At 41.1% G+C, this 20,578-nt stretch carries 16 protein-coding genes and 1 pseudogene; 8 read left to right on the top strand and 9 right to left on the bottom strand.

Annotated elements, in window-relative coordinates:
• Window positions 1-135: 135 nt before the first annotated feature.
• From VJ786_RS14490 to VJ786_RS14465, 6 genes and pseudogenes are all read right to left on the bottom strand, one after another.
• Window positions 136-750: an HPP family protein gene (locus VJ786_RS14490; protein WP_257213743.1), complete on the bottom strand. Its 615-nt coding sequence runs from the start codon at window positions 748-750 to the stop codon at window positions 136-138.
• Window positions 751-754: 4 nt separating this feature from the next.
• Complete coding sequence (gene rlmB / locus VJ786_RS14485; protein WP_134777467.1) at window positions 755-1,531, bottom strand: 23S rRNA (guanosine(2251)-2'-O)-methyltransferase RlmB; 777 nt, start codon at window positions 1,529-1,531, stop codon at window positions 755-757.
• 37 nt (window positions 1,532-1,568) lie between these two features.
• Window positions 1,569-3,386 (bottom strand): DNA polymerase III subunit gamma/tau, encoded by a 1,818-nt coding sequence (locus tag VJ786_RS14480; protein WP_099366782.1) that lies wholly within the window; start codon window positions 3,384-3,386, stop codon window positions 1,569-1,571.
• A 96-nt stretch (window positions 3,387-3,482) separates the two neighbouring features.
• Window positions 3,483-4,211: pseudogene (gene aqpZ, locus VJ786_RS14475) on the bottom strand (aquaporin Z).
• 266 nt (window positions 4,212-4,477) lie between these two features.
• The gene (locus VJ786_RS14470) at window positions 4,478-4,978 is read right to left on the bottom strand and encodes a hypothetical protein (protein WP_257213744.1); all 501 of its coding nucleotides are present in this window, start codon (window positions 4,976-4,978) and stop codon (window positions 4,478-4,480) included.
• A 42-nt stretch (window positions 4,979-5,020) separates the two neighbouring features.
• Window positions 5,021-5,605 carry a C40 family peptidase gene (locus tag VJ786_RS14465; protein WP_336557949.1) on the bottom strand — a complete coding sequence of 195 codons (585 nt, stop codon included), beginning with the start codon at window positions 5,603-5,605 and terminating at the stop codon, window positions 5,021-5,023.
• A gap of 98 nt (window positions 5,606-5,703) precedes the next feature.
• Here VJ786_RS14465 and VJ786_RS14460 point away from each other — a divergent pair, with 98 nt between their 5' ends.
• The 3 genes from VJ786_RS14460 (at window position 5,704) to VJ786_RS14450 (ending at window position 9,379) form a co-directional block, all read left to right on the top strand.
• Window positions 5,704-6,597, top strand: a complete 894-nt coding sequence (locus VJ786_RS14460; protein ID WP_099366786.1) for an EamA family transporter — start codon at window positions 5,704-5,706, stop codon at window positions 6,595-6,597.
• A 32-nt stretch (window positions 6,598-6,629) separates the two neighbouring features.
• The gene (locus VJ786_RS14455) at window positions 6,630-8,897 is read left to right on the top strand and encodes an inorganic phosphate transporter (RefSeq protein WP_099366787.1); all 2,268 of its coding nucleotides are present in this window, start codon (window positions 6,630-6,632) and stop codon (window positions 8,895-8,897) included.
• Between the two features lie 101 nt (window positions 8,898-8,998).
• On the top strand, window positions 8,999-9,379 hold the full coding sequence (locus VJ786_RS14450; protein WP_099366788.1) for a VOC family protein: 381 nt from the start codon (window positions 8,999-9,001) through the stop codon (window positions 9,377-9,379).
• 22 nt (window positions 9,380-9,401) lie between these two features.
• Here VJ786_RS14450 and mtaB read toward each other — a convergent pair whose 3' ends face one another.
• On the bottom strand, window positions 9,402-10,721 hold the full coding sequence (gene mtaB, locus VJ786_RS14445; RefSeq protein WP_336557948.1) for a tRNA (N(6)-L-threonylcarbamoyladenosine(37)-C(2))-methylthiotransferase MtaB: 1,320 nt from the start codon (window positions 10,719-10,721) through the stop codon (window positions 9,402-9,404).
• Window positions 10,722-10,838: 117 nt separating this feature from the next.
• Here mtaB and VJ786_RS14440 point away from each other — a divergent pair, with 117 nt between their 5' ends.
• The 3 genes from VJ786_RS14440 to VJ786_RS14430 are packed head-to-tail and all read left to right on the top strand — an operon-like array spanning window position 10,839 to window position 13,962.
• Window positions 10,839-11,660 carry a thymidylate synthase gene (locus VJ786_RS14440; protein WP_099366790.1) on the top strand — a complete coding sequence of 274 codons (822 nt, stop codon included), beginning with the start codon at window positions 10,839-10,841 and terminating at the stop codon, window positions 11,658-11,660.
• 14 nt (window positions 11,661-11,674) lie between these two features.
• Window positions 11,675-12,178: a dihydrofolate reductase gene (locus VJ786_RS14435; RefSeq protein WP_336557947.1), complete on the top strand. Its 504-nt coding sequence runs from the start codon at window positions 11,675-11,677 to the stop codon at window positions 12,176-12,178.
• 44 nt (window positions 12,179-12,222) lie between these two features.
• Window positions 12,223-13,962 carry a M61 family metallopeptidase gene (locus VJ786_RS14430; RefSeq protein ID WP_336557946.1) on the top strand — a complete coding sequence of 580 codons (1,740 nt, stop codon included), beginning with the start codon at window positions 12,223-12,225 and terminating at the stop codon, window positions 13,960-13,962.
• A 234-nt stretch (window positions 13,963-14,196) separates the two neighbouring features.
• Here the strand turns inward: VJ786_RS14430 and VJ786_RS14425 are convergent, their stop codons facing one another.
• Window positions 14,197-14,703, bottom strand: a complete 507-nt coding sequence (locus tag VJ786_RS14425) for a hypothetical protein (RefSeq protein WP_134777457.1) — start codon at window positions 14,701-14,703, stop codon at window positions 14,197-14,199.
• 178 nt (window positions 14,704-14,881) lie between these two features.
• On the opposite strand from VJ786_RS14425, the gene VJ786_RS14420 reads away from it, so the two are divergent.
• Both VJ786_RS14420 and VJ786_RS14415 read left to right on the top strand, forming a co-directional pair.
• Window positions 14,882-16,642, top strand: coding sequence for an AMP-dependent synthetase/ligase (locus tag VJ786_RS14420; RefSeq protein ID WP_336557945.1), 1,761 nt, complete (start codon window positions 14,882-14,884; stop codon window positions 16,640-16,642).
• Window positions 16,642-17,625 carry a YihY/virulence factor BrkB family protein gene (locus tag VJ786_RS14415; RefSeq protein ID WP_099366795.1) on the top strand — a complete coding sequence of 328 codons (984 nt, stop codon included), beginning with the start codon at window positions 16,642-16,644 and terminating at the stop codon, window positions 17,623-17,625. The genes VJ786_RS14420 and VJ786_RS14415 overlap by 1 nt, the downstream gene beginning before the upstream one ends.
• Window positions 17,626-17,816: 191 nt before the next feature.
• On the opposite strand, the gene VJ786_RS14410 is transcribed toward VJ786_RS14415, so the two are convergent.
• Window positions 17,817-20,525: a carboxypeptidase regulatory-like domain-containing protein gene (locus tag VJ786_RS14410; protein WP_336557944.1), complete on the bottom strand. Its 2,709-nt coding sequence runs from the start codon at window positions 20,523-20,525 to the stop codon at window positions 17,817-17,819.
• Window positions 20,526-20,578 lie beyond the last annotated feature (53 nt).

The raw sequence follows: 20,578 nt of genomic DNA, 5'->3' as shown, positions 1-20,578 counted from the left end.
TACTAAGACAGCCCTAGGCTCTCCCTCTTTTCACTAAATACAGCAAATCTATAAAACAAAAAATGTCTCCTACATTTGCTTGACACAAACATAGGAGACAGCCTCTTTTTTTATGATCCTTTTTTTTGATGCTGATTAGGAGATGGTTTTAAACCTTTTCTTTATTTCCTTACGCCTGGACCTCCTTAATCTCGAACGTTTGATAGGGTAATGTCTTTTATTGGTGATGTTATTGAATACCAAAGCAACCAATAATAGAATTAATGCTCCAGAAAATACCGGCGTTAGGACATACCAATAACCTAATGCACTGATCTTGGTCCCACCCGAGACGGCTATCAAAGCCGTTGCCCCGCCTGGAGGATGTAAACTCCGTGTAACCTGCATAGCCACTATGGAGCATGCTACTGCAAGTGGTGCTGTCAACCAAATAATATCCGGCATGATCTTCCCAATTGTTACACCGACCAAAGCAGATACCACATGGCCCCCTACCAGGTTCCTAGGCTGCGCCAAAGGACTTTGGATAGCGCCATACACCAGCACTGCTGAAGCACCAAATGAACCGATCAGAAAGATATTCTCCATCAAAGGTAATTGATGGGATTGTATAAAAGCAATAATGCCGATACCAATGAAGGCACCGACAAATGACCAAAAATGTTCCCTGAAATCAACTAAGGTCTCTCGGTACATCACATACCGATAAACCCTAAAATGTCTATGGACGGATTTCCGAAGCTTATTCACTTATTTATGCCTTGTGTCTTTGACGTAGTGCTTCATAGATGACCACTCCTGCAGATACGGAAACATTGAGGGATTCAATCTCTCCGAACATCGGTATCTTCGCTAATTTATCAGAAATACGGATCAGATCATCGGATACACCGACATCTTCCGCACCCATAATGATACAGGTAGGAACGGTATAATCAACCGAATAAATGGATTCTTCGGTCTTTTCAGTACTTACCACCAACTGTACACCAGACTCGATCAGGAATTTACCTGTTTTGGATAAGGAATCCTGACGGCAGACTGGGATTTTATATAGTGCACCTGCGGATGTTTTAATCGCATCCGGATTGATCTCTGCAGATCCTTTTTTAGGAACGATGATCGCATGTACACCAGCACATTCTGCGGTACGGGCAATAGCGCCCATGTTACGCACATCGGTAACTCCATCCAACATGATGAACAAAGGTGTTTCACCCTTCTCATAGATCTCTGGAAGGATATCTTCTACGTTATGGTAAGTTATAGGGGAAATTACGGCAATGACACCTTGGTGATTCTTTTTGGTGATGCGGTTCAGCTTCTCGATAGGAACTTGTTGAAACGAAAGTTCATATTCCTTAACCATTGCCTTGAATTCAGCAAATAATGGCCCTGAAAGACCACGTTGAACAAAAAGAGATTCAATCTCTTTTCCACTGTCAATGGCTTCCATAACCGCACGGATACCAAATACCATTTGATTAGTCTCTCTCTTTTCTCTTCCTTCTCTACGCTGAAATTGTTGCATGTATTATCGATTTGCTACAAAAGTAGTAATTTATTGATTAGCTAAGCCCTAAATCAAATGTTTTTCGCAATTGTTCCAAGGCCGGATTCTTGGCAAGCATGGCCTGGTATTTCTCTTGAGAGGTATAAGGCTTTCTTTCTTTCGATTTTTCCACCATCACGCCTTCTATTTCCAAGGCAAAATTTCGGAGCTGAACCCGTAGGTAATTCAGGATATCGATCTTACCGAGTTTCAATCCATCCATCTGCACCATATTTTCTACCTCTACCAGGATTTTCGTTCCCTGAAGAGTGGGCGTATTGGCAGTCATGATGGTAAATAAGGTAAGTTTATTTTCGGATTTTAATTTCTCCGCAAAGGCATTCCATTTCCCAAGAAAAGCATTGGTGGTCACTTCCAGAAATTCTGACCCTTGGACAAGCTCATTCTCTTCCTTATCTGTTTCGCTTTTGGGCAGGAATATTTTTTTCAGGTCAGGCACCGCTATGGATGGCTTTATCTGTCCCCAACCATTACCAGAAGGGGCTGACTGCGTAGGTGCAGGTGCAGGCGCTGCTTGCTCCACAGGAGCTTTTTTTTCAGGGGTTGGAGCAACAAATGCGGATGGGACCGGCTTAGCAGGATTAATCGCTGGAGATTCTTTCGGTTGACCAGCTGGAGCTGCTACTGACGCTACTTGCGCTGTATTGCTTAACCCTGACTCAGGGAGTTTTTTTTTTAGTTCAGCATTTGCTGATATCCCATGGTTAGCTAACTGAATGGCACTGGCCAAATGGCACATTTTGAGCAGGGCCAATTCCACTTGTAATCGTTGGTTCTTACTGGTCCTGTAATTGACTTCGCATTGATTGGAAATATTCAATGCAGACAAGAGTATACCACTGGAAATCAACTGAGATTGATCAAGATAACGTTTCTTCACATTCTCACTGGTTTCCAATAATTTCAGGGTAGATGGATCTTTTGTAACCAAAAGATTTCTGATATGCGAGGACAACCCTGCAATGAAGTGACCTGCATCAAATCCCTTATTCAGGATCTGATCAAAGGTCAATAATACATTTGCTGCATCCTCTTTATTCACCGCATCCAAAATCTGAAAGAAATAATCATAATCCAAGATGTTCAGATTATCAATTACGGCTTTGTAGGTCAAGTTTTTATTAGAGAAGCTGACGATCTGGTCAAACATGGATAAGGCATCCCTTAAACCACCATCTGCTTTTTGGGCAATGACATGTAATCCATCTGCTTCAAAAGTCACTCCTTCTTTGGAGGCAATCGCGGCCAGATGGTTTGCCATATCCTCTACCTTGATCCTATTGAAATCAAATATCTGACAACGGGATAGAATGGTAGGGAGAATCTTATGTTTTTCAGTGGTCGCCAAAATAAAGATGGCGTAGGAAGGTGGCTCTTCCAGTGTCTTCAAAAAAGCATTGAAGGCCTGCTGGGAAAGCATGTGCACCTCATCGATGATATAGATCTTATATTTCCCAGTTTGGGGCGGAATGCGCACCTGATCGATCAAAGATCGGATATCTTCCACCGAGTTGTTCGAGGCGGCATCCAATTCATGGATACTGAAGGAATTACCGTTCTGGAAAGATTTACAGGAATCACAGGTTCCACAAGCTTCCACATTCTCGGAAATATTCTCACAGTTTATTGTTTTTGCTAGGATGCGGGCACAGGTTGTTTTACCAACACCACGAGGACCACAAAACAAGAATGCCTGGGCTAATTGTTGGTTGTGAATTGCATTTTTTAAAGTACCTGTGATGTGTTGCTGGCCAACAACCGAATCGAAAGTAACCGGTCTATATTTCCGCGCAGAAACAATAAAATTATCCATACACGAAGATAGTCATTTTATGGCAAAAAAAAGTGCAGCTCCCCATTGAACTGCACCATAAAAGATTCCAATAAAATTAATTTGTCACTCGAAACACTATGCCACCGCTTTTGGTTCTTGATAAGTAACTTTCCAGATAACGGCGCCCACAATGGCCCCCAATACTGGAGCTACCAGGAACAACCATAACTGCGAGATGGCTTCACCGCCAGCAAAAATGGCAGGACCCAAGCTACGTGCCGGATTAACCGAAGTACCTGTGATAGGAATAGCCACCATGTGGATCAACACTAAGGTAAAACCGATAGCTAGCCCAGCCATGGTACCATTGCCTACTTTGGAGGTAGTACCCAAAATAACAAAAAGAAAGATGGCAGTAAGCACGGCCTCTGTTACAAAAGCTGCTGTCATGTTGTATTCGTTCTGATAGCCAGAACCCCAACCATTTGACCCGTACGCCCATTCGCCTGGATTAAAGCCGGCCAATTGACCCGCAAGAATGGTCTTTAAAACAAAAGCACCTAGAATAGCGCCTAAGATCTGTGCTGCTATATAAATAACAGCATCTTTAGCAGATATTTTACCTGCTACCTATACACCAATAGTTACCGCAGGGTTGATATGACAACCTGAAATACCACCAATGGCATAAGCAAACACCACAACCGACAACCCGAAGGCTAACGAAATTCCCAACAAGCCCAATCCTGAAGTTTGTGCCAGAGTAGTACCGCCCGCAACTGCTGCTGCACCACAACCAAACAATACCAAGCCGAATGTTCCAATCAGCTCCGCGATGAATTTAGATGAAATTTTTGTCTCCATAATTGTAATAATTTAAGACAAGTTAGTAAATAAAAATTTACCTATTAATAAAATGCGTGAAATACCTGCTGAATAATTTAGCTTCTAGCCGAAACTCTACAAACCATGACTTACATCATAAAAAAAAGGTCGATATCACATCGACCTTTTTTCATTGTTTTACCTAATAACCTTTTAATCACCAAACAATTTATTGAAACAAATTACTTATGACAAAGGTATGGCTGTATCGTAAAATTACCGTTAAGCCTAAATTAATAAATAACTTATTTTGCTTTTGCTGAAGCGAGCATGCGTAAAACTTCGTCTACTGTGGTTCTAGCTGCTTCTACCATCTTCGGATTTCCGGGATAATCCGCATCCATGGTAACGGTTTTTGATTTTTCTTTATAGGTGAAGGTAAGTTTATAACGAGCTACACGTTGTCCCTGCTTTCTTCCCTCCTCTGGGGTAATCATATCATTATCCACATTCCAAAATCCAAACTCCTGTGCTTTTCTATGTAAATACAATAACTCATCTTTTTTCAGTGTCAGCGTATCTTTTACCAATTTTCCTTCTTTGGTTAGGTAATTGTATTGATGGGTTTTTGAGTTATAGTAATTCAGCATAGAATCCGGAAAGCCGTAGGTCAATTCCAATGACTCAAAATCCGTAAAACGGAAAGGAGCATTCTTGATCATATTGGAATAGTAAAACACACAATACAGCATAAATGGGACTATAATGCTGAGGGCTAGGAATATCTTTTTGCTTCTGTCTGACATGTTATTTCAAATTCTGCACAAAAGTAAGCATTTAAACGACAATTAACTACTTGGGGTACCGCAGCGGGTAAAATACTTCGCGTACCAAGCATCCTTCAGGCTGGAAATAATGACTCCTTTCCGGGTAGAAACATGGACGAATTTGCCGTTATGGAGGTATATGCCTACATGATCGATGTTTCTGCCTCCAAAGGAGAAGAACACCAGATCCCCTTCTTTCAGTTGATTGTCATATTTTCGCTTGATATTTTCGGCCATATCGCGTGAGGTCCGAGGGAGGTCCTTTCCATATACCTTTTGATAGAGCATGCCAACAAAACCCGAACAATCTACCCCTTTTTTATCCAACCCTCCCATGCGATGTGGAGTACCCATCCAATCATCAATCATCATGTACAGGGATTTACTGTCCAAGTCTTTTGCACGAACACCCAATAAATTTGCATAGTTTTCAAGTTTGTTTCCCGAGAATTCCATTCCTCGGGCATCCGAGGCGTCAGAGAGCGGAGCATCTTTCCGATAGCCACCAGCGGAACTGGAGCTTCCCAATGTTTTTTTCTTAACACCACAGGATCCTAAAAAAAGCAACGGCAGCAAAACCAATAATAATCCAAACCTAAATCGCATATCCATTATTCAAAAATACCCTTAACCATCAAGCAAATACAAGCTGAACTTTTCCACAATTGTGAAATTGATACATTTATTCTGTTACTTTGCAAGATATGATAAAAACACAGGGAGCAATCGCTGTCTTCATTGGTGCTGCCAGTTTCGGCATCCTATCTACCTTCGTAAAAAAAGCCTACGAGCAAGGCTATAATCTCGGTGAAGTGACAGGCACACAAGCTTTATTTGGTGCCCTGATCCTTTGGCTCCTCTGGTTGATCTTCAGAAAAAATGCTTCATCCACTTCTCCCAGCAGGAAAACCCCTGCTTGGAAGATCATCCTCAGTGGGGTAAGCACTGGTACGGTTAGCATCCTTTATTACAAATGTGTACAACTTGTCCCTGCTTCCTTGGCCATCGTGCTCCTGATGCAATATATCTGGATCGGACAATTGATCGAATTCCTCTTTTTTAAGGCAAAACCTGATTGGACGCAGATCTTAATGATCGTCCTGATCTTGGCCGGAACCCTTTTTGCTACCGGCATCCTGGAGGAACCACTGGAGAACTTTTCTCTGGAAGGTATCGTTTATGGGCTATTGGCTGCCACAGCCTATTCCATCTTTATGATCGTGAATGGCAGGATTGGCAATGATTATTCGGCACTCCATAAATCAGCCCTGATGATTACCGGTGCCTGCCTTTTGATTTTTATCCTCCTTCAGCCTTTCAGTCTATTCCATCCAACAACATTTACTGGAATTCTACCATACGGGTTATTATTGGCTGTTTTCGGAACAGTAATTCCACCCTTGTTATTTGCCTATGGATTACCCAAGACAGGCTATTCTCTGGGAGCGGTTTTGAGTGCAGTAGAATTACCCGTAGCGGTGTGCATGTCTTACCTCATTTTAAACGAATCGGTAAGTTACTTGAAATGGTTTGGTGTATTATTTATACTTTTGGTAATCGCTTGGAAAAATTTAGTGAAGTCAAACTCAAATATTTAACATTAGTAGCATTTACTTGCGTATTTTGATTTATGGAAAATTATCTCTATCTCGTTCTCATTACCTTAGCTGTTCTGGCGGTCATTGACCTAATGGTTGGGGTAAGTAATGATGCCGTTAATTTCTTAAACTCGGCAATCGGATCTAAAGCCCTACCCTTTAAGAGCATCATGATCATTGCCAGCTTAGGGATCCTTTTTGGATCGGTGTTTTCAAGTGGTATGATGGAAATTGCCCGATCGGGAATCTATGTCCCCGGGAAATTCACCTTTGATGATGTCATCACCATTTTCCTCGCCGTCATGATCACGGATATCATCCTGTTGGATGTATTCAACTTTTTCGGTTTACCGACCTCCACAACGGTTTCCATCGTATTTGAGCTATTAGGGGCAGCCTTTTGTTTGGCGATCTACAAAATAGTAACCACCGATCAAAGTTGGGCAACCTTATCTTCCTATATCAATACGGATAAGGCCTCTGAAATCGTGTATAGTATCCTCTTATCTGTACTCATATCCTTTACCTTAGGTATGATCGTGCAATACATCTCCAGGGTACTGTTCACCTTTCAATTTGAGAAGAAATTAAAGACCATAGGGGTATTTTTCGGTGGTATTGCTATGGCAGCCATCTCCTATTTCATCCTGATCAAAGGACTGAAAGAAGTCTCCTTTTTAAGTGATAATATTAAAGATTGGGTGAAACACCATGAACTATTATTGTTAGGAATAAGCTTCGTCGTGTTCACCTTAGTGAGTTATATCATCAACCTATTAGGGTATAATATCCTAAAGGTTATCATTGGTATAGGAACATTTGCTTTGGCCTTATCTTTCGCTGGAAATGACTTGGTCAACTTTATCGGTGTACCGGTTGCTGCGATGCAGTCTGTGGATATCTTCCAGTCTGTTCCAGGAGCTGACCCAGATGCATATACAATGGGAGCCTTGGCCTCTTCGGAAATTGTAGCGCCTTTATGGGCATTATTATTTGCAGGTATAGTAATGGTTATAACCCTTTGGACTTCTAAAAAAGCAAAAACCGTTATCGAAACGGAGATGAGCTTGTCCAACCAAGGCGATGGCAATGAAAAGTTCAAATCCAACAAACTTTCCAGATCCATTGTTAGAGGGTTTATCCGCGTAGGTTCCGTTCTTTCCTATGTGATGCCAAGAACCATGCAAGCTAGCATAGATAAGAAGTTTGAAAACCCGATGATCGATCCGGGGCTTAAAAAGAAGAAAAGTAAGGATGAGCCTATGTTCGACATGATCAGGGCTTCGGTTAACCTGATGGTGGCCAGTATCTTGATTGCTTTGGGTACTTCGATGAAATTACCTTTATCCACTACCTATGTAACCTTCATGGTCGCGATGGGTACTGCATTTGCGGATCGTGCCTGGGGAAGAGAAAGTGCTGTTTACCGCGTTTCTGGAGTATTCCATGTAATTGGGGGTTGGTTTGTAACCGCAGCATGTGCTTTTTCTGGTGCTTTTATCTTTGCCTATTTCCTGAAGATCGGTGGTATTATAACCTTCGTGATTTCCCTAGTGGTATTAGCTCTATTATTATATAGAAACGCGAAAAGCCACGATAAAAAAATCAAGGCTAAGGCATTACAGGAATTAAATCTGGAGAAATCTGATATTATCGGGCTTCAACAGGTTATTGAAACCAGTGCCCAGCAGATCAGTGAAACCTTCTCCAAGACCAATATATTCTATAAGGAAGCCATTGACTCGTTGATCAAGGAGGACCTGGTTGCACTCAGCACCAATAAGAAATTGGTGAAGAAACTGCTCAATGACCTGAACAGTACCAATAACGCCATGTACGAATTCATTCGGAACCTGGATGATAGTTCTGTTAAAGGAAGCCGATATTATATTATTTCCTTGGGTTATTTACAGGATATGGTGGAGAATGTTGCTGTTATCAATTCCAATGCTCTATCTCATGTGGACAACAACCATAAACACCTGCGCATTAGCCAAGCCAAGGATTTGAAATACGTGGTGGAGCAGATTGGTAACTGGTTCTCCCAGATCCATAATACCTACCGGAGATTGGACTTCTCTAAAATTGATGAGCATATTCGGGATAGGGAAGAAATCCAAGATTACATCAATAATCTATTGGATAAACAGATCGATAGGATCCGTACCTCCGAGAACAGTCCTAAAAACAGCCGCTTGTACTTCTCTATTTTATTGGAGACAAATGAGCTGATCAGTTCAACATTTAAATTATTAAGATTGCATAAGGAATTTGAAAGTTTCAGACAACGGAACAAATAATTTCCGGATGAAAAAAGCAATATAGCTGCCTAAGTTTTTAGGCAGCCATATTTTTTTATAAAATCCGTAGATTTGATAAACGATTGATTAACAAGCTCATTATGTCCAATAAAGATTATCAGATCCAGATCCCCGTTTTTGAATTAAGCCGTGCCATAGCATTTTACAAACATGTATTCAGCTTCCGTTTTAGACCTCAGCATCCTGAATTAGACTATGCGCAAAGGGTGGAGTTTGAAATCCCCGAGACTAACCAGCAAGGTATATTGGTTCAGCAAGAAGCAGGCTCTGTCCAAGAAAATAAATCAGCATTTCATTTTAAGACCTTGGAGATCGAGGATGTCCTCCGAAGGGTGAAGGATAAAAACGGAAGGATCTTAAAGGATAAATTCATCGATCCACAGACCAGGAATATCCTGGCCGAATTTGAAGATTCCGAGGGAAATATGATCTCCCTCCATCAAATCTATCCGGCTAAATAGGAAAATAGCTTTTTAACGAAAATTAGTGGGTCAGGATTTCAGGGATTTCCTCAATATCTACATCTCCATTCTCTGAAATGCTCAAGAATTTCACAGGAACTACCTCGTTCACCAATAGCGGATCATAAGCGGTGCGTACTTTAACATAATTTCTGGAAAAGCCATGCATATAGCCATCTTTGATATCCCCTTCAAAAAGAATAAGGTCTTTTGCACCTATTTGGCTTTCATAAAAGGATCTTCTTTTCTTTTCCGATAGGATATGGAGCATTTTACTGCGGTCGCTACGTTGTGCTCCCGGTACAGCTCCCTCCATTTGGGCAGCGATGGTATTCTCTCGTTCAGAATAAGTAAAGACATGTAAGTAGGAAATATCCATCTCATTCAGGAAGTTATAGGTATCGATAAAATCCTCCCGTGTTTCGCCAGGAAATCCTACAATCACATCCACCCCAATACAGCAATTAGGCATCAAACTTTTAATCTTTGTGACCCTTTCAGCGTATAATTCCCTTTTATATCTTCTCCGCATTTTTGCCAGTACATTATTATTTCCAGATTGTAAAGGCATATGGAAGTGAGGCACAAAACGTTTGGATTGGGCTACAAATTCGATGATTTCATTGGTCAATAAGTTTGGCTCAATGCTGGATATCCGGATTCGGTCAATTCCTTCCACCTCATCCAAGGCTTTTACCAAGTCGACAAAACGATCTTGACGCTTTCCGTCACGGACACCAAAATCACCGATATTTACCCCTGTCAGTACGATTTCCTTAACGCCAGAAGCGGCAATCTCTTCCGCCTGTTTTACGATATCTTCTATCTTACCGGAGCGGCTTGCACCGCGTGCCAACGGAATGGTACAGAACGTACAGGAATAATCACATCCATCCTGAACCTTCAAAAAGGTACGGGTTCTATCCCCAATGGAAAAAGCGGAAACAAATTGATGGGTTTCATCTATCGGTGCATTATGCACCACCGTTTTCTCATTCTTGGTCAGATCGTTGATATGCTCCAGGATATTAAACTTTTCAGCAGCACCTAAGACCATATCGACGCCCGGAATTTCAGAAATCTCTTTGGGTTTCAATTGTGCATAACAACCTACGATGGTAATGTAGGCATTCGGGGAATGTTTCAACGCTTCTTTCACCACCTTTCGGCACTTTCGATCCGCATGATCTGTAACAGAACACGTATTGATTACATATACATCCGCCGCACTGTTGAAAGGCGTCGTCTCGTAACCTGCATCTTTGAAAATCCGACCAATGGAAGATGTTTCTGAAAAGTTCAGTTTACATCCCAAGGTATAGAAAGCAACTTTTTTTCCCATGATATTTTGCAAAAATACACAAAAAGACTCAAATTGTTAGTTGTTGAAAAATTGTGATATTCTGATGATTTAAAAAAAGGTATCTTCGTAGCTAACTCGAAAAAGGAAAGAATAGCTATGAAACAGTATTTGGATCTATTGGATCATGTTTACAAGACAGGGGTCGAAAAAACAGATAGAACAGGAACAGGAACTAAAAGTGTTTTTGGATACCAAATGCGTTTCAATCTAAAAGAAGGTTTTCCTTTGGTGACTACCAAAAAGCTTCATTTAAGATCGATTATACACGAATTGATTTGGTTTTTGAAAGGGGAAACCAATATCAAATACCTTAAGGATAATGGGGTGAGTATTTGGGATGAATGGGCAGATGAAGAAGGAAATCTAGGGCCGGTTTATGGTTCGCAGTGGCGTTCATGGCCAAGTCCTGATGGCCGTCATATCGACCAGATCAGCCAAATCATCCATCAGCTTAAAAACTCACCAGATTCAAGAAGGATCATAGTTTCAGCTTGGAATGTGGCGGAGATTGAAAACATGGCCTTACCTCCATGTCATGCCTTTTTCCAATTCTATGTGGCACCAGCCCAGCCGGAAAAAGGGATATTAAAACCACAGCTTTCTTGCCAATTGTATCAACGTAGTGCCGATATCTTCTTAGGCGTACCGTTCAATATTGCTTCTTATGCCTTGCTGACCATGATGGTTGCGCAGGTTTGTGATATGGAAGCGGCTGAATTCGTGCATACCCTTGGTGATGCGCACATTTACAGTAACCATTTTGAGCAAACGGAACTGCAATTGAGCCGCGATCCTAAGCCTTTACCACAAATGATCATCAATCCAGAAGTAAAGGATATATTCGACTTCAAATTTGAGGATTTTGAACTGGTTAATTACGAAAGTCATCCACATATTAAAGCTCCAGTAGCGGTTTAACAAACATAAAATTCATGATTTCTAGCCAACCAACAGTTACTTTAATCGTCGCTGCCGCAGAAAACAATGCCATTGGAAAAGGTAATCAGATGCCTTGGCATCTTCCAAATGATTTCAAATATTTCAAGGAAAAAACGATGGACCATTCCATCGTGATGGGCAGGAATACCTTTGAATCAATCGGTAAACCCTTGCCCGGTAGAAGGAACATCGTCGTATCCAGAACCTCAACAAGCATTCATGAGGATGTTGATGTGGCCAATAGCATTCCGGAGGTTTTGACCTATTGCAGGGATGAAAATGAGATATTTATCATCGGTGGTGCACAGATCTATAAACAGACTTTGGGGATAGCAGATAAGGTTCTGCTTACTCGCGTACATACCGATATAAAAGATGCCGATGCTTTCTTCCCGGAATTACCTGAACAGGATTGGGAATTGATCAGTTCGGATGCTCATCAAAAAGACGAGAAACATCAATTTGATTATACCTTTGAGGTATATAAAAGAAAATAAGGGAAGTCAAACTAAGCTTCCCTTTTTACGTTTAATAATTTACCATGAATACAAGCAGCATACACTTTCAACTTTCTTTTATCGAACCACAGGCGCATTATGTGGAGGTAAGCATGTTCATCGAAGGCTTTAGCCAGCCTTATATCGACCTTAAAATGCCGGTATGGACTCCTGGCTCCTACCTGATCCGAGAATTCTCCAAGAATGTTGAACAGGTAACTGCCTTGAGTAAGGATGGTGAAAAGCTATTGGTCAGTAAAATCTCCAAGAACACATGGCGCGTTTATACCAATGGGCATGATTTTGCGTGTTCCTACCGGGTTTATTCCTTTGAAAGATCGGTGCGGACCAATTTTGTGGATGATAGCCACGCCTTTATCAGTCCTGCCGGAACTTTTCTTTACGTGGATGGTCAATTGAGCCATGCCTCCACCGTACAAGTGATATTACCACCTCAGTGGTCCTATGTATCTACCGGTTTGGCACAAACCGAGGTTGGTGAATTAGTCTATTATGCTGAGGATTTTGATATCCTTTATGATTCTCCTTTGGAGATTGGAAACCAGGATATTTGGCATTTCCAGGCAGCAGGAATACCGCATGAATTTGCGATGGTGGGACAAGGAAATTACAATAAAGACCAATTGACGCTGGATATTCAAAAGATTGTTGCTGAAGAGACCCGTATCTGGGGTTCTAACCCGAATGATCGCTATGTATTTATCACGCATAACTACCAAAGCGCACATGGTGGTTTGGAACATTTGAATTCGACGGTTCTAGCAGCTTCTCGTAATGCCTATATTACCAATATTGGTTATAATAATTTCCTGAGCCTAGTAGCACATGAATATTTCCATCTGTGGAATGTGAAAAGGTTGCGTCCGAAGAACTTGGGCCCTTTTGATTATGAACAGGAAAACTATACGCCATTATTGTGGATCTTTGAGGGATTTACGGCTTATTACGATAACCTGATTACAAGAAGATGTGGATTTAGGAATGAGGTGGAATATTTGAATGAACTGGTTTCGGAATTTAATTTGGTGTTGAATAGACCTGGTCATTTATTGCAATCTGTCGGTTTATCTAGTTTTGATACTTGGATAAAGCAATATCGTCCGGATGAGAACTCGCCGAATGTAAGTATTTCCTATTATAATAAAGGAGCAATGTTGGCCTGTATGATAGACATTAGTATTATTGTTGGAACCAATGGTGAGAAATGTTTGGATGATGTAATGGGTGCCGCTTATGAGCGGTTTTATTTGATGGAGAACCGAGGGATAGAGGAGAAGGAATTTCAGGCTTTGGCAGAAGAGGTTACAGGGGTTTCGTTGAAAGAGATCTTTAAGGCGGTGTATGAGATTACCGAATTGGATTATAATGCTTATTTCAATAAGGTAGGTTATCAGTTTATTGATCAAAATAAATTGAATCAGACCAGTAGTTTGGGAATTAAGGTTTCCCATTCGGATGGCAGGACAACCATTAAAGCTGTTGATCGGAATTCTAGTGCTTGGGAGTATGGTTTGAATGTGGATGATGAGATTATTGCGGTTAATGGAAATCGTTTGGATCAGCAGGGTCGGGAATTGGATCAAGCAATGACTTATAGCCAGGTTGGGGATGAGGTGGTTATTTTGGTGGCGAGGGATGGTTTGATGATGGAGATTCCTGTTAAATTGAAGGCAAGTGAAAAAGTGTCGTATTATATTGAAAGAAACCCGGAAGCTAGCGAGGAAGAAAGAAGATTAGGGGATGTTTGGTTGAGTTTGGGGTAAGAAAACCGTCATTGCGAGGAAAGAAGCAATCTTCCCGCATGTCATGCTGACTTCCGCATGTCATGCTGAGCGTAGTCGAAGCATCTGTTCGTAAGTAACCGTACAGATCCTTCGACTACGCTCAGGATGACAAAGTTCACACATGACAAAGTCCAAAGATTGCTTCGTCGTACCTCCTCGCAATGACGCAGTTCCTCGCAATGACGCAGTTCCTCGCAATGACGCAATTAAAACCTAAAAAGTATATCTCACCGAAAATCCCAATCCATCCACAATCCTAAATCCACTTTCCTGCAAGAAATCAAAATAAGGTTTTGCATCCAACGTAATCGCGATAGGCGCTGAAGGAATCTTATATTCCAAACCTGCAATTCCATCAATACTCAAAGCCAGTTCTGAATACTTATCAAATCTTTTTCCATTCGCATCAGTATACGCCTTACCAGTATAAGAACCCACACTACCACCAAATCCCCAGAACCAGGAAAGGTCATCGATCAATGGTTTATGGTATTGATACAATCCTACCAAACGGAATCTACTTGATTTAGAGTTACTTTGAACACTCATGATCCCTTCAATGGCCCTATCCGGGCTAAGGGTATATCGATAGGTAATACCAGTGGCCGATCCGAAGCGCGCTCCGATAGCATGTTGTGTCGTCAATTGCGCTTGTGCAGCCGTTGAAAACCCCAAAAAAGTAATAACAGAAATAAAAGTGATTTGTAAAATTCTATTCATTATAACATCTAATTTAATTCAAAAGTAACATTAATTTTCTAACGGAAAAAACCTGCTTTTTGTATATTTTCAGTCAAAAATTTATTCTGCACGCATAGTTTTTACCTAAAAAATTATATATTAGTCTACCTATAGTATCAATAACCAATTAAGGAATTATTATTTAGGAGGAGACAACATGAGCAAATTGAATAAACTGTATGACCTGGTCATTAATTATAAGAATAAGTACAGCAAAGAAATCATGGTTGCTGGGCGCGCAGGAAGTTCTTGGAAAACCTATTCAACCGATGAATTTGTAGAAACCGTAGAAAGTTTAAGTAAAGGATTACTTGCAAAAGGCATCCAAAAGGGTGATCGGATAGCGATTATGTCCGGGAATCGACCCGAATGGAATTTCATCGATTTTGCCTGTAATCAAATTGGTGCTGCTACTGTCCCCCTCTATCCTACCCTTTCCAATCAAGATCTAGTTTACATTTTAAATGACGCCGAAGTAAAACTTCTTTTTGTGAGTAATGAGGAACTATCTGTGAAAGCGGATAATGCCTTAAAGGAAAACAACCTGGAGTTGGAATCTTTCACCTTTGATGATATCCAAGGAAGAAAATCCTATAAAGAGGTGGTTGAACTGGGTAAGCAACAGAATACAGACCTGACCCCTTATCGGGAGGCTGTAGGATTGGATGATCTATTAACGCTCATTTACACCTCTGGTACCACTGGAAAGCCGAAAGGGGTATTTCTATCCCATAAAAACATCATCAGCAATGTAGAAGCCTGTAATCACCTAGTAACAGATGAATATAAAAAAGCGTTAAGTTTTCTTCCTTTATGCCATATTTTCGAAAGAATGGTGGTGTACATGTATTTTTCAAAAGGTGTTCAGATCTATTATGCCGAAAACTTGGACAATATCGTTGTGGACATCAATGAGGTAAAACCTGATCTATTCACTACTGTGCCAAGGGTACTGGAAAAAGTATACGACAAGGTGGTGGAGAAAGGAAAGAACTTAACCGGAATCAAAAAATCTTTGTTCTTCTGGGCATTGAACTTGGGTCTTCGCTATCAAGAGCCGCAGAAAAACTCTGCCTTCTATAATTTCCAATTGGGTATAGCGCGCAAGTTGATCTTCAGTAAATGGAAGGAAGCATTAGGTGGAAACATCAAATTGATCATCTCAGGTGGTGCCGCGCTTCAGGAAAGGTTGGCACGCGTATTCTGGGCAGCCGGAATCAAAGTATTGGAAGGTTATGGTTTGACCGAGACTTCGCCAGTGATTGCTGTAAATTCCTGGAAAGATGAAGATGTAAAATTTGGAACGGTAGGCCGTGTGTTGAAAAACCTGGAAGTGAAGATCGCTCAGGATGGCGAAATTCTGGTGAAAGGTCCAAGTATTACCATCGGCTATTATAAAAACGATGAGGCCACCAAAGAAGCTATCGACGAAGAAGGATTCTTCCATACCGGCGATATCGGTGAGCTGACTCCGGATGGATTTTTACGGATCACCGATCGCAAAAAAGAAATGTTCAAGACTGCGGGTGGTAAATATGTGGCTCCTCAGGTCATTGAAAATAAATTGATGGAATCCACCCTTATTGCACAGGTGATGGTGGTTGGAGAGAATCAGCGATTCCCTTCGGCATTGATCGTTCCGGCATTTGAGGAATTGGAGAAATACTGTAAACATAAAGGCATTCCTTATAATTCCAAAGAGGAAGCAATCAAGCAGCCTGAAGTATTATCGAAATATGAACAGATAATATCCCAATCAATGGCTAACTTTGGAAAGTGGGAACAGGTAAAAAAATTCATTTTACTGTCTAAAGAATGGACGATCGATGGTGGTGAGCTAACACCAAAATTGAGTCTTAAGCGTAAAGTGATCACCCAACGAAACGAAGAAAACATCAAGCAAATCTACTCGGAATAATGTTAAACACGATCTGGACCAAGATCAAGGAATTTTGGGGTTTATTAATGAATGCAGGAAATGCGTTCGCAGAAGACAATTGTATGAAAATGAGCGCATCCTTGGCTTATTATACGGTTTTTTCCATTGGTCCCCTCCTCCTTATCCTCACTTGGACTTTGGGATTTTTTTACGGCAGTGCATTGGATGGCAGTGAAGGCGCGCGCGAACAGGTATTGCAGGAACTGAATGATATTTTCGGTAAAGAAATCGCTACCCTGCTCGAATCTACCGTACATAATCTTTCTTTGGATAGCAAGTCCAATATTGGGATCATCATCGGTACAGCAACCTTGATGTTTACTTCCACCACTATTTTCGTGGATATCCAAAACTCCATCAACAACATCTGGAAGGTGAAGCCGAAACCTAAAAAAGGCTGGCTGAAGATTATTATTAATAGATTGATCTCCTTTTCCATGATCATCGGTCTGGTGTTTTTATTGATGGCCTCCCTGATTATTTCTTCGGTTATAGGAATTATGACGGATTATTTTAATCAGTTTATGGGGAATTGGGATATTGCGTTGATTGATTGGGTGAATACGGGAATTACCTTTCTGGTGATCACCTCTCTTTTTGGGATCATCTATGCTTTCCTTCCAGATGCGAAGGTTAGGTTTAAGGATATTTTGGGTGGAGCTTTATTTACGGCTCTCCTATTTATGTTAGGAAAGTTCTTGATCTCGTTATACCTTTCGAAGAATGTGACTGCAAGCTCATTTGGAGCCGCTGGATCTATTATTATCCTCTTGGCGTGGGTTTATTACTCAGCAGCGATTCTTTATTTTGGCGCTGAGTTTACGAAGGAGTATGCAGTGAAATATGGTAAAGGAATACAGCCTTCTTCCTTTGCTGTTTTGGTTAAGCAGACTGAGTTGGAAATCGACCCAGAGACTGGAAAACGGGAAGTTGTTAAGAAACATAATGAGCCGGTGCAGTAAAGGGGTGCTGCTATAGTAAACTCTCTCGTCATTGCGAGGAACGAAGCAATCTTTCGATATGTCATGGTGAGCTTAGTCGAACCATCTGTTCGTACAAAAACGTACAGATCCTTCGATGCAGCTCAGGATGACAAAGTTCAAAGATTGCTTCGTCGTACCTCCTCGCAATGACGTACCTCCTCGCAATGACGCTACTTCACATCATAATAATAAACCTGCCTACCCACATTGCCTCCCAAATCATTACCTTCAACCACCACCTTATACTTCCCAACACCATCGGCATTATAAAACTCCAGATTTACCTCTCCATTCTTAACCACATTCACATCCGGATTCCAATACACCGTAGTCCGATAATCGCTTGTGGCTTTACTTTCCGCAGTACTATATTTCGGAACATAGAATTTCCTGGTCTTCACATAACCCAATGGATTAAAATCGATCACATTTGATTTCGGCAACATCGCCTCAATCTGTGCCATCGTCATCCGAGGTTGTTTCTTTTCTTTTTTGGTGATAATTGATACCACCCCATCATTCTGGTAAACATTCCTTACAGTCCCCAGATCATCCCTCAAAAAGATCTCAATTCCTTCAATATCCGGAATCTGAATGGAATTCAAGGAGTTTTCATCGATCGGCATACCATTCAAAAAGAATTGAACCGGCACCCTGCTCCCCTGATTATAATTTCTCGTAATATAATATTTCAAGGTATTGGAATCATAGGTAATCCCTGTTAATATTGTATTCAAACACATCGTCAATACATTACAGCCGTTCAATCGGCTACCATCAATACGGTGTTCCGGCATCGAAAGCCCAGAGAGCGCCGAGAAATCCTTACTCGTCTGTTTGCTTTCAACTTTTTGGGTCACGACAACCTCCTCGATCAACGTGGAAGTCCGGAATTCCTTTTTGCTATTGTCCAGGTAAGCCGAAAGATTCTCATCGATATTGTAGATCGCTGCACTTTTATAAGCATTCGTATCATCAATCCTCGGAAACTCCGTAGGGTCCATATTGATCACCAAACTTCTATAATTAGGATTACTTCTTGCATTTACCGTAGCCTTCAACGAATCATTGAACACCAACTTATCAAATATAAAACGACCTTGTGGATCCGTATAAGCATCACGCTTGATCGCAGCACCAGGTATGGTCAACAACAATCCGGCATTGTTCTGCAACTTCCCAGTATTATCTCTTAAAGTTCCCGAAATCACGATCCCTTCCTCTGGCATATAACGTACGGTTGGGAGTTTTCCTTGGATCAGGTCCTTATAATCAAATCTTCGGAAACCCTGGGTCATCATCAAGGCATCCAGTGCCTCCAAGCGATTCTCGTTCTTCGGATTGAAATAATAATTCGGTTTCTCCACATAGCCCTTTAGGTCCGAATTCACGAGCATATTACTTACAATGCCCCTTTCTTCATCATCGTTAAAAGGAACTTTAGTTTCATCAATGACCGAAACAGAATAAGTGGCAGGTATACTATCCAAGTAATTATTCAGGTTCAGTTTTAGTTTTACCAAGTCTTTCTTCGCATAGCTTGGTTTATCCGTGGAAATTTTGATGTCTATTAATTGCTGAGGCTGAACATAGACCAATCGTTCCGATAGCGGTTGTCCATCCGGAGAGATTAAGGTCAATTGAACGATTCCATTCGGTAATTCACTCAAAGGAACTTTAATGGAAACTGCAGAATTTTTGATGGATACCTGTGCGGCATAGACCAAATGTCCATTCAATTGTCCAAAAATATAATATGGTTTCCCTTCTATCTGCTTGAAATAAGTTTCATTGGTCACCAAACCAATATTTATAGACTCTGCATCCTGGGAAACATAGATCACATTGAGTTTATTTTCAACCACAGCTGGCAAGTCAAATGTCTTTTCGGTTCCATTTTCGAAACTTACCACGGCCTTATAGGTTTCTCCTGGCTGGGGAACCATGGAAAATGAACCCATACCCATTCCCAAATCAGCAAAAGTAGCTACTTCTTTCTTTTTACTATCAATAATCTTACCCTTTACCTTCGCTCCTTTACCAGAAGACTCTACCGCTTTAAAGGCTACTTTTTTGCTTAGGCCGGCAATCAGGTCACCACCTTCCGGAAAAAACTGAACATCCGCATCCCAAAGGGCATTTGCCAAAGGATAATTTCCAACCAAGGTCTCTCCATCTTCCAACTTCACGACAATCCTTCCTTTTTTGAATTTCTCCCTTTCTTTATTGGATAGATTCAAGACCACACGTCCCATCTCATCCGTCTCTGCTTTTCCTTTATCAAAAGCATCCCAACCATCATTAGCTTCCCAGGTCAATTTTCTTTTAGCCAACAATTTCCCATCTTTCGACCGGAACTGCATAGTCGTTTTTGTGCGACTTCCATCTGGCGCGAAACTCACTTGAGCACCCAATTTCTTATTGATGGCATCACCAACGGTTAAAACCTTATTGAAATAATAATCCAGGTCAAAATTCATCATCCATTTGGTGTAAGCACGAAACCTATAATTATCCTGCGCATAGAACTGTGGATCCAGTACCAACTGACCAAATCCACCTCCATTTTTCAATGGGATACGCATGGTTTGGATCAAGGAATCTCGCCCGTTGATCACTTCCACATAAGCTACTTTACTGGAGGCATAATTAAAAAGATTGGTATTCAGATAGGTTTTGAACCAAAGGGTGTCCCCCACGGCATAATAAGGTTTATCAAAATGGAGATGCACCTTTTCTACAGGATATACAGAAAAATACTTTTGAACGTTTTCTACCGCTGTATTAATAGGGATTGCAGGTTTTACTTGAGCATTTACCTGTGGCAGGCTGGCAATAAAAGCAATAAGAGCGAATAATATTCGGTTAAGTCTACTCATCTAAAATTCGTTTTCAAAAAGCTAAATATATCGATTTTTTGGGGAAGACGGAT

The sequence above is a fragment of the Sphingobacterium tenebrionis genome, assembly GCF_037126265.1.
Taxonomy (GTDB): Bacteria; Bacteroidota; Bacteroidia; order Sphingobacteriales; family Sphingobacteriaceae; genus Sphingobacterium; species Sphingobacterium tenebrionis.
Note: the sequence above shows the minus strand (reverse complement) of the source record. Positions and strands in the feature narration are given on the sequence as shown.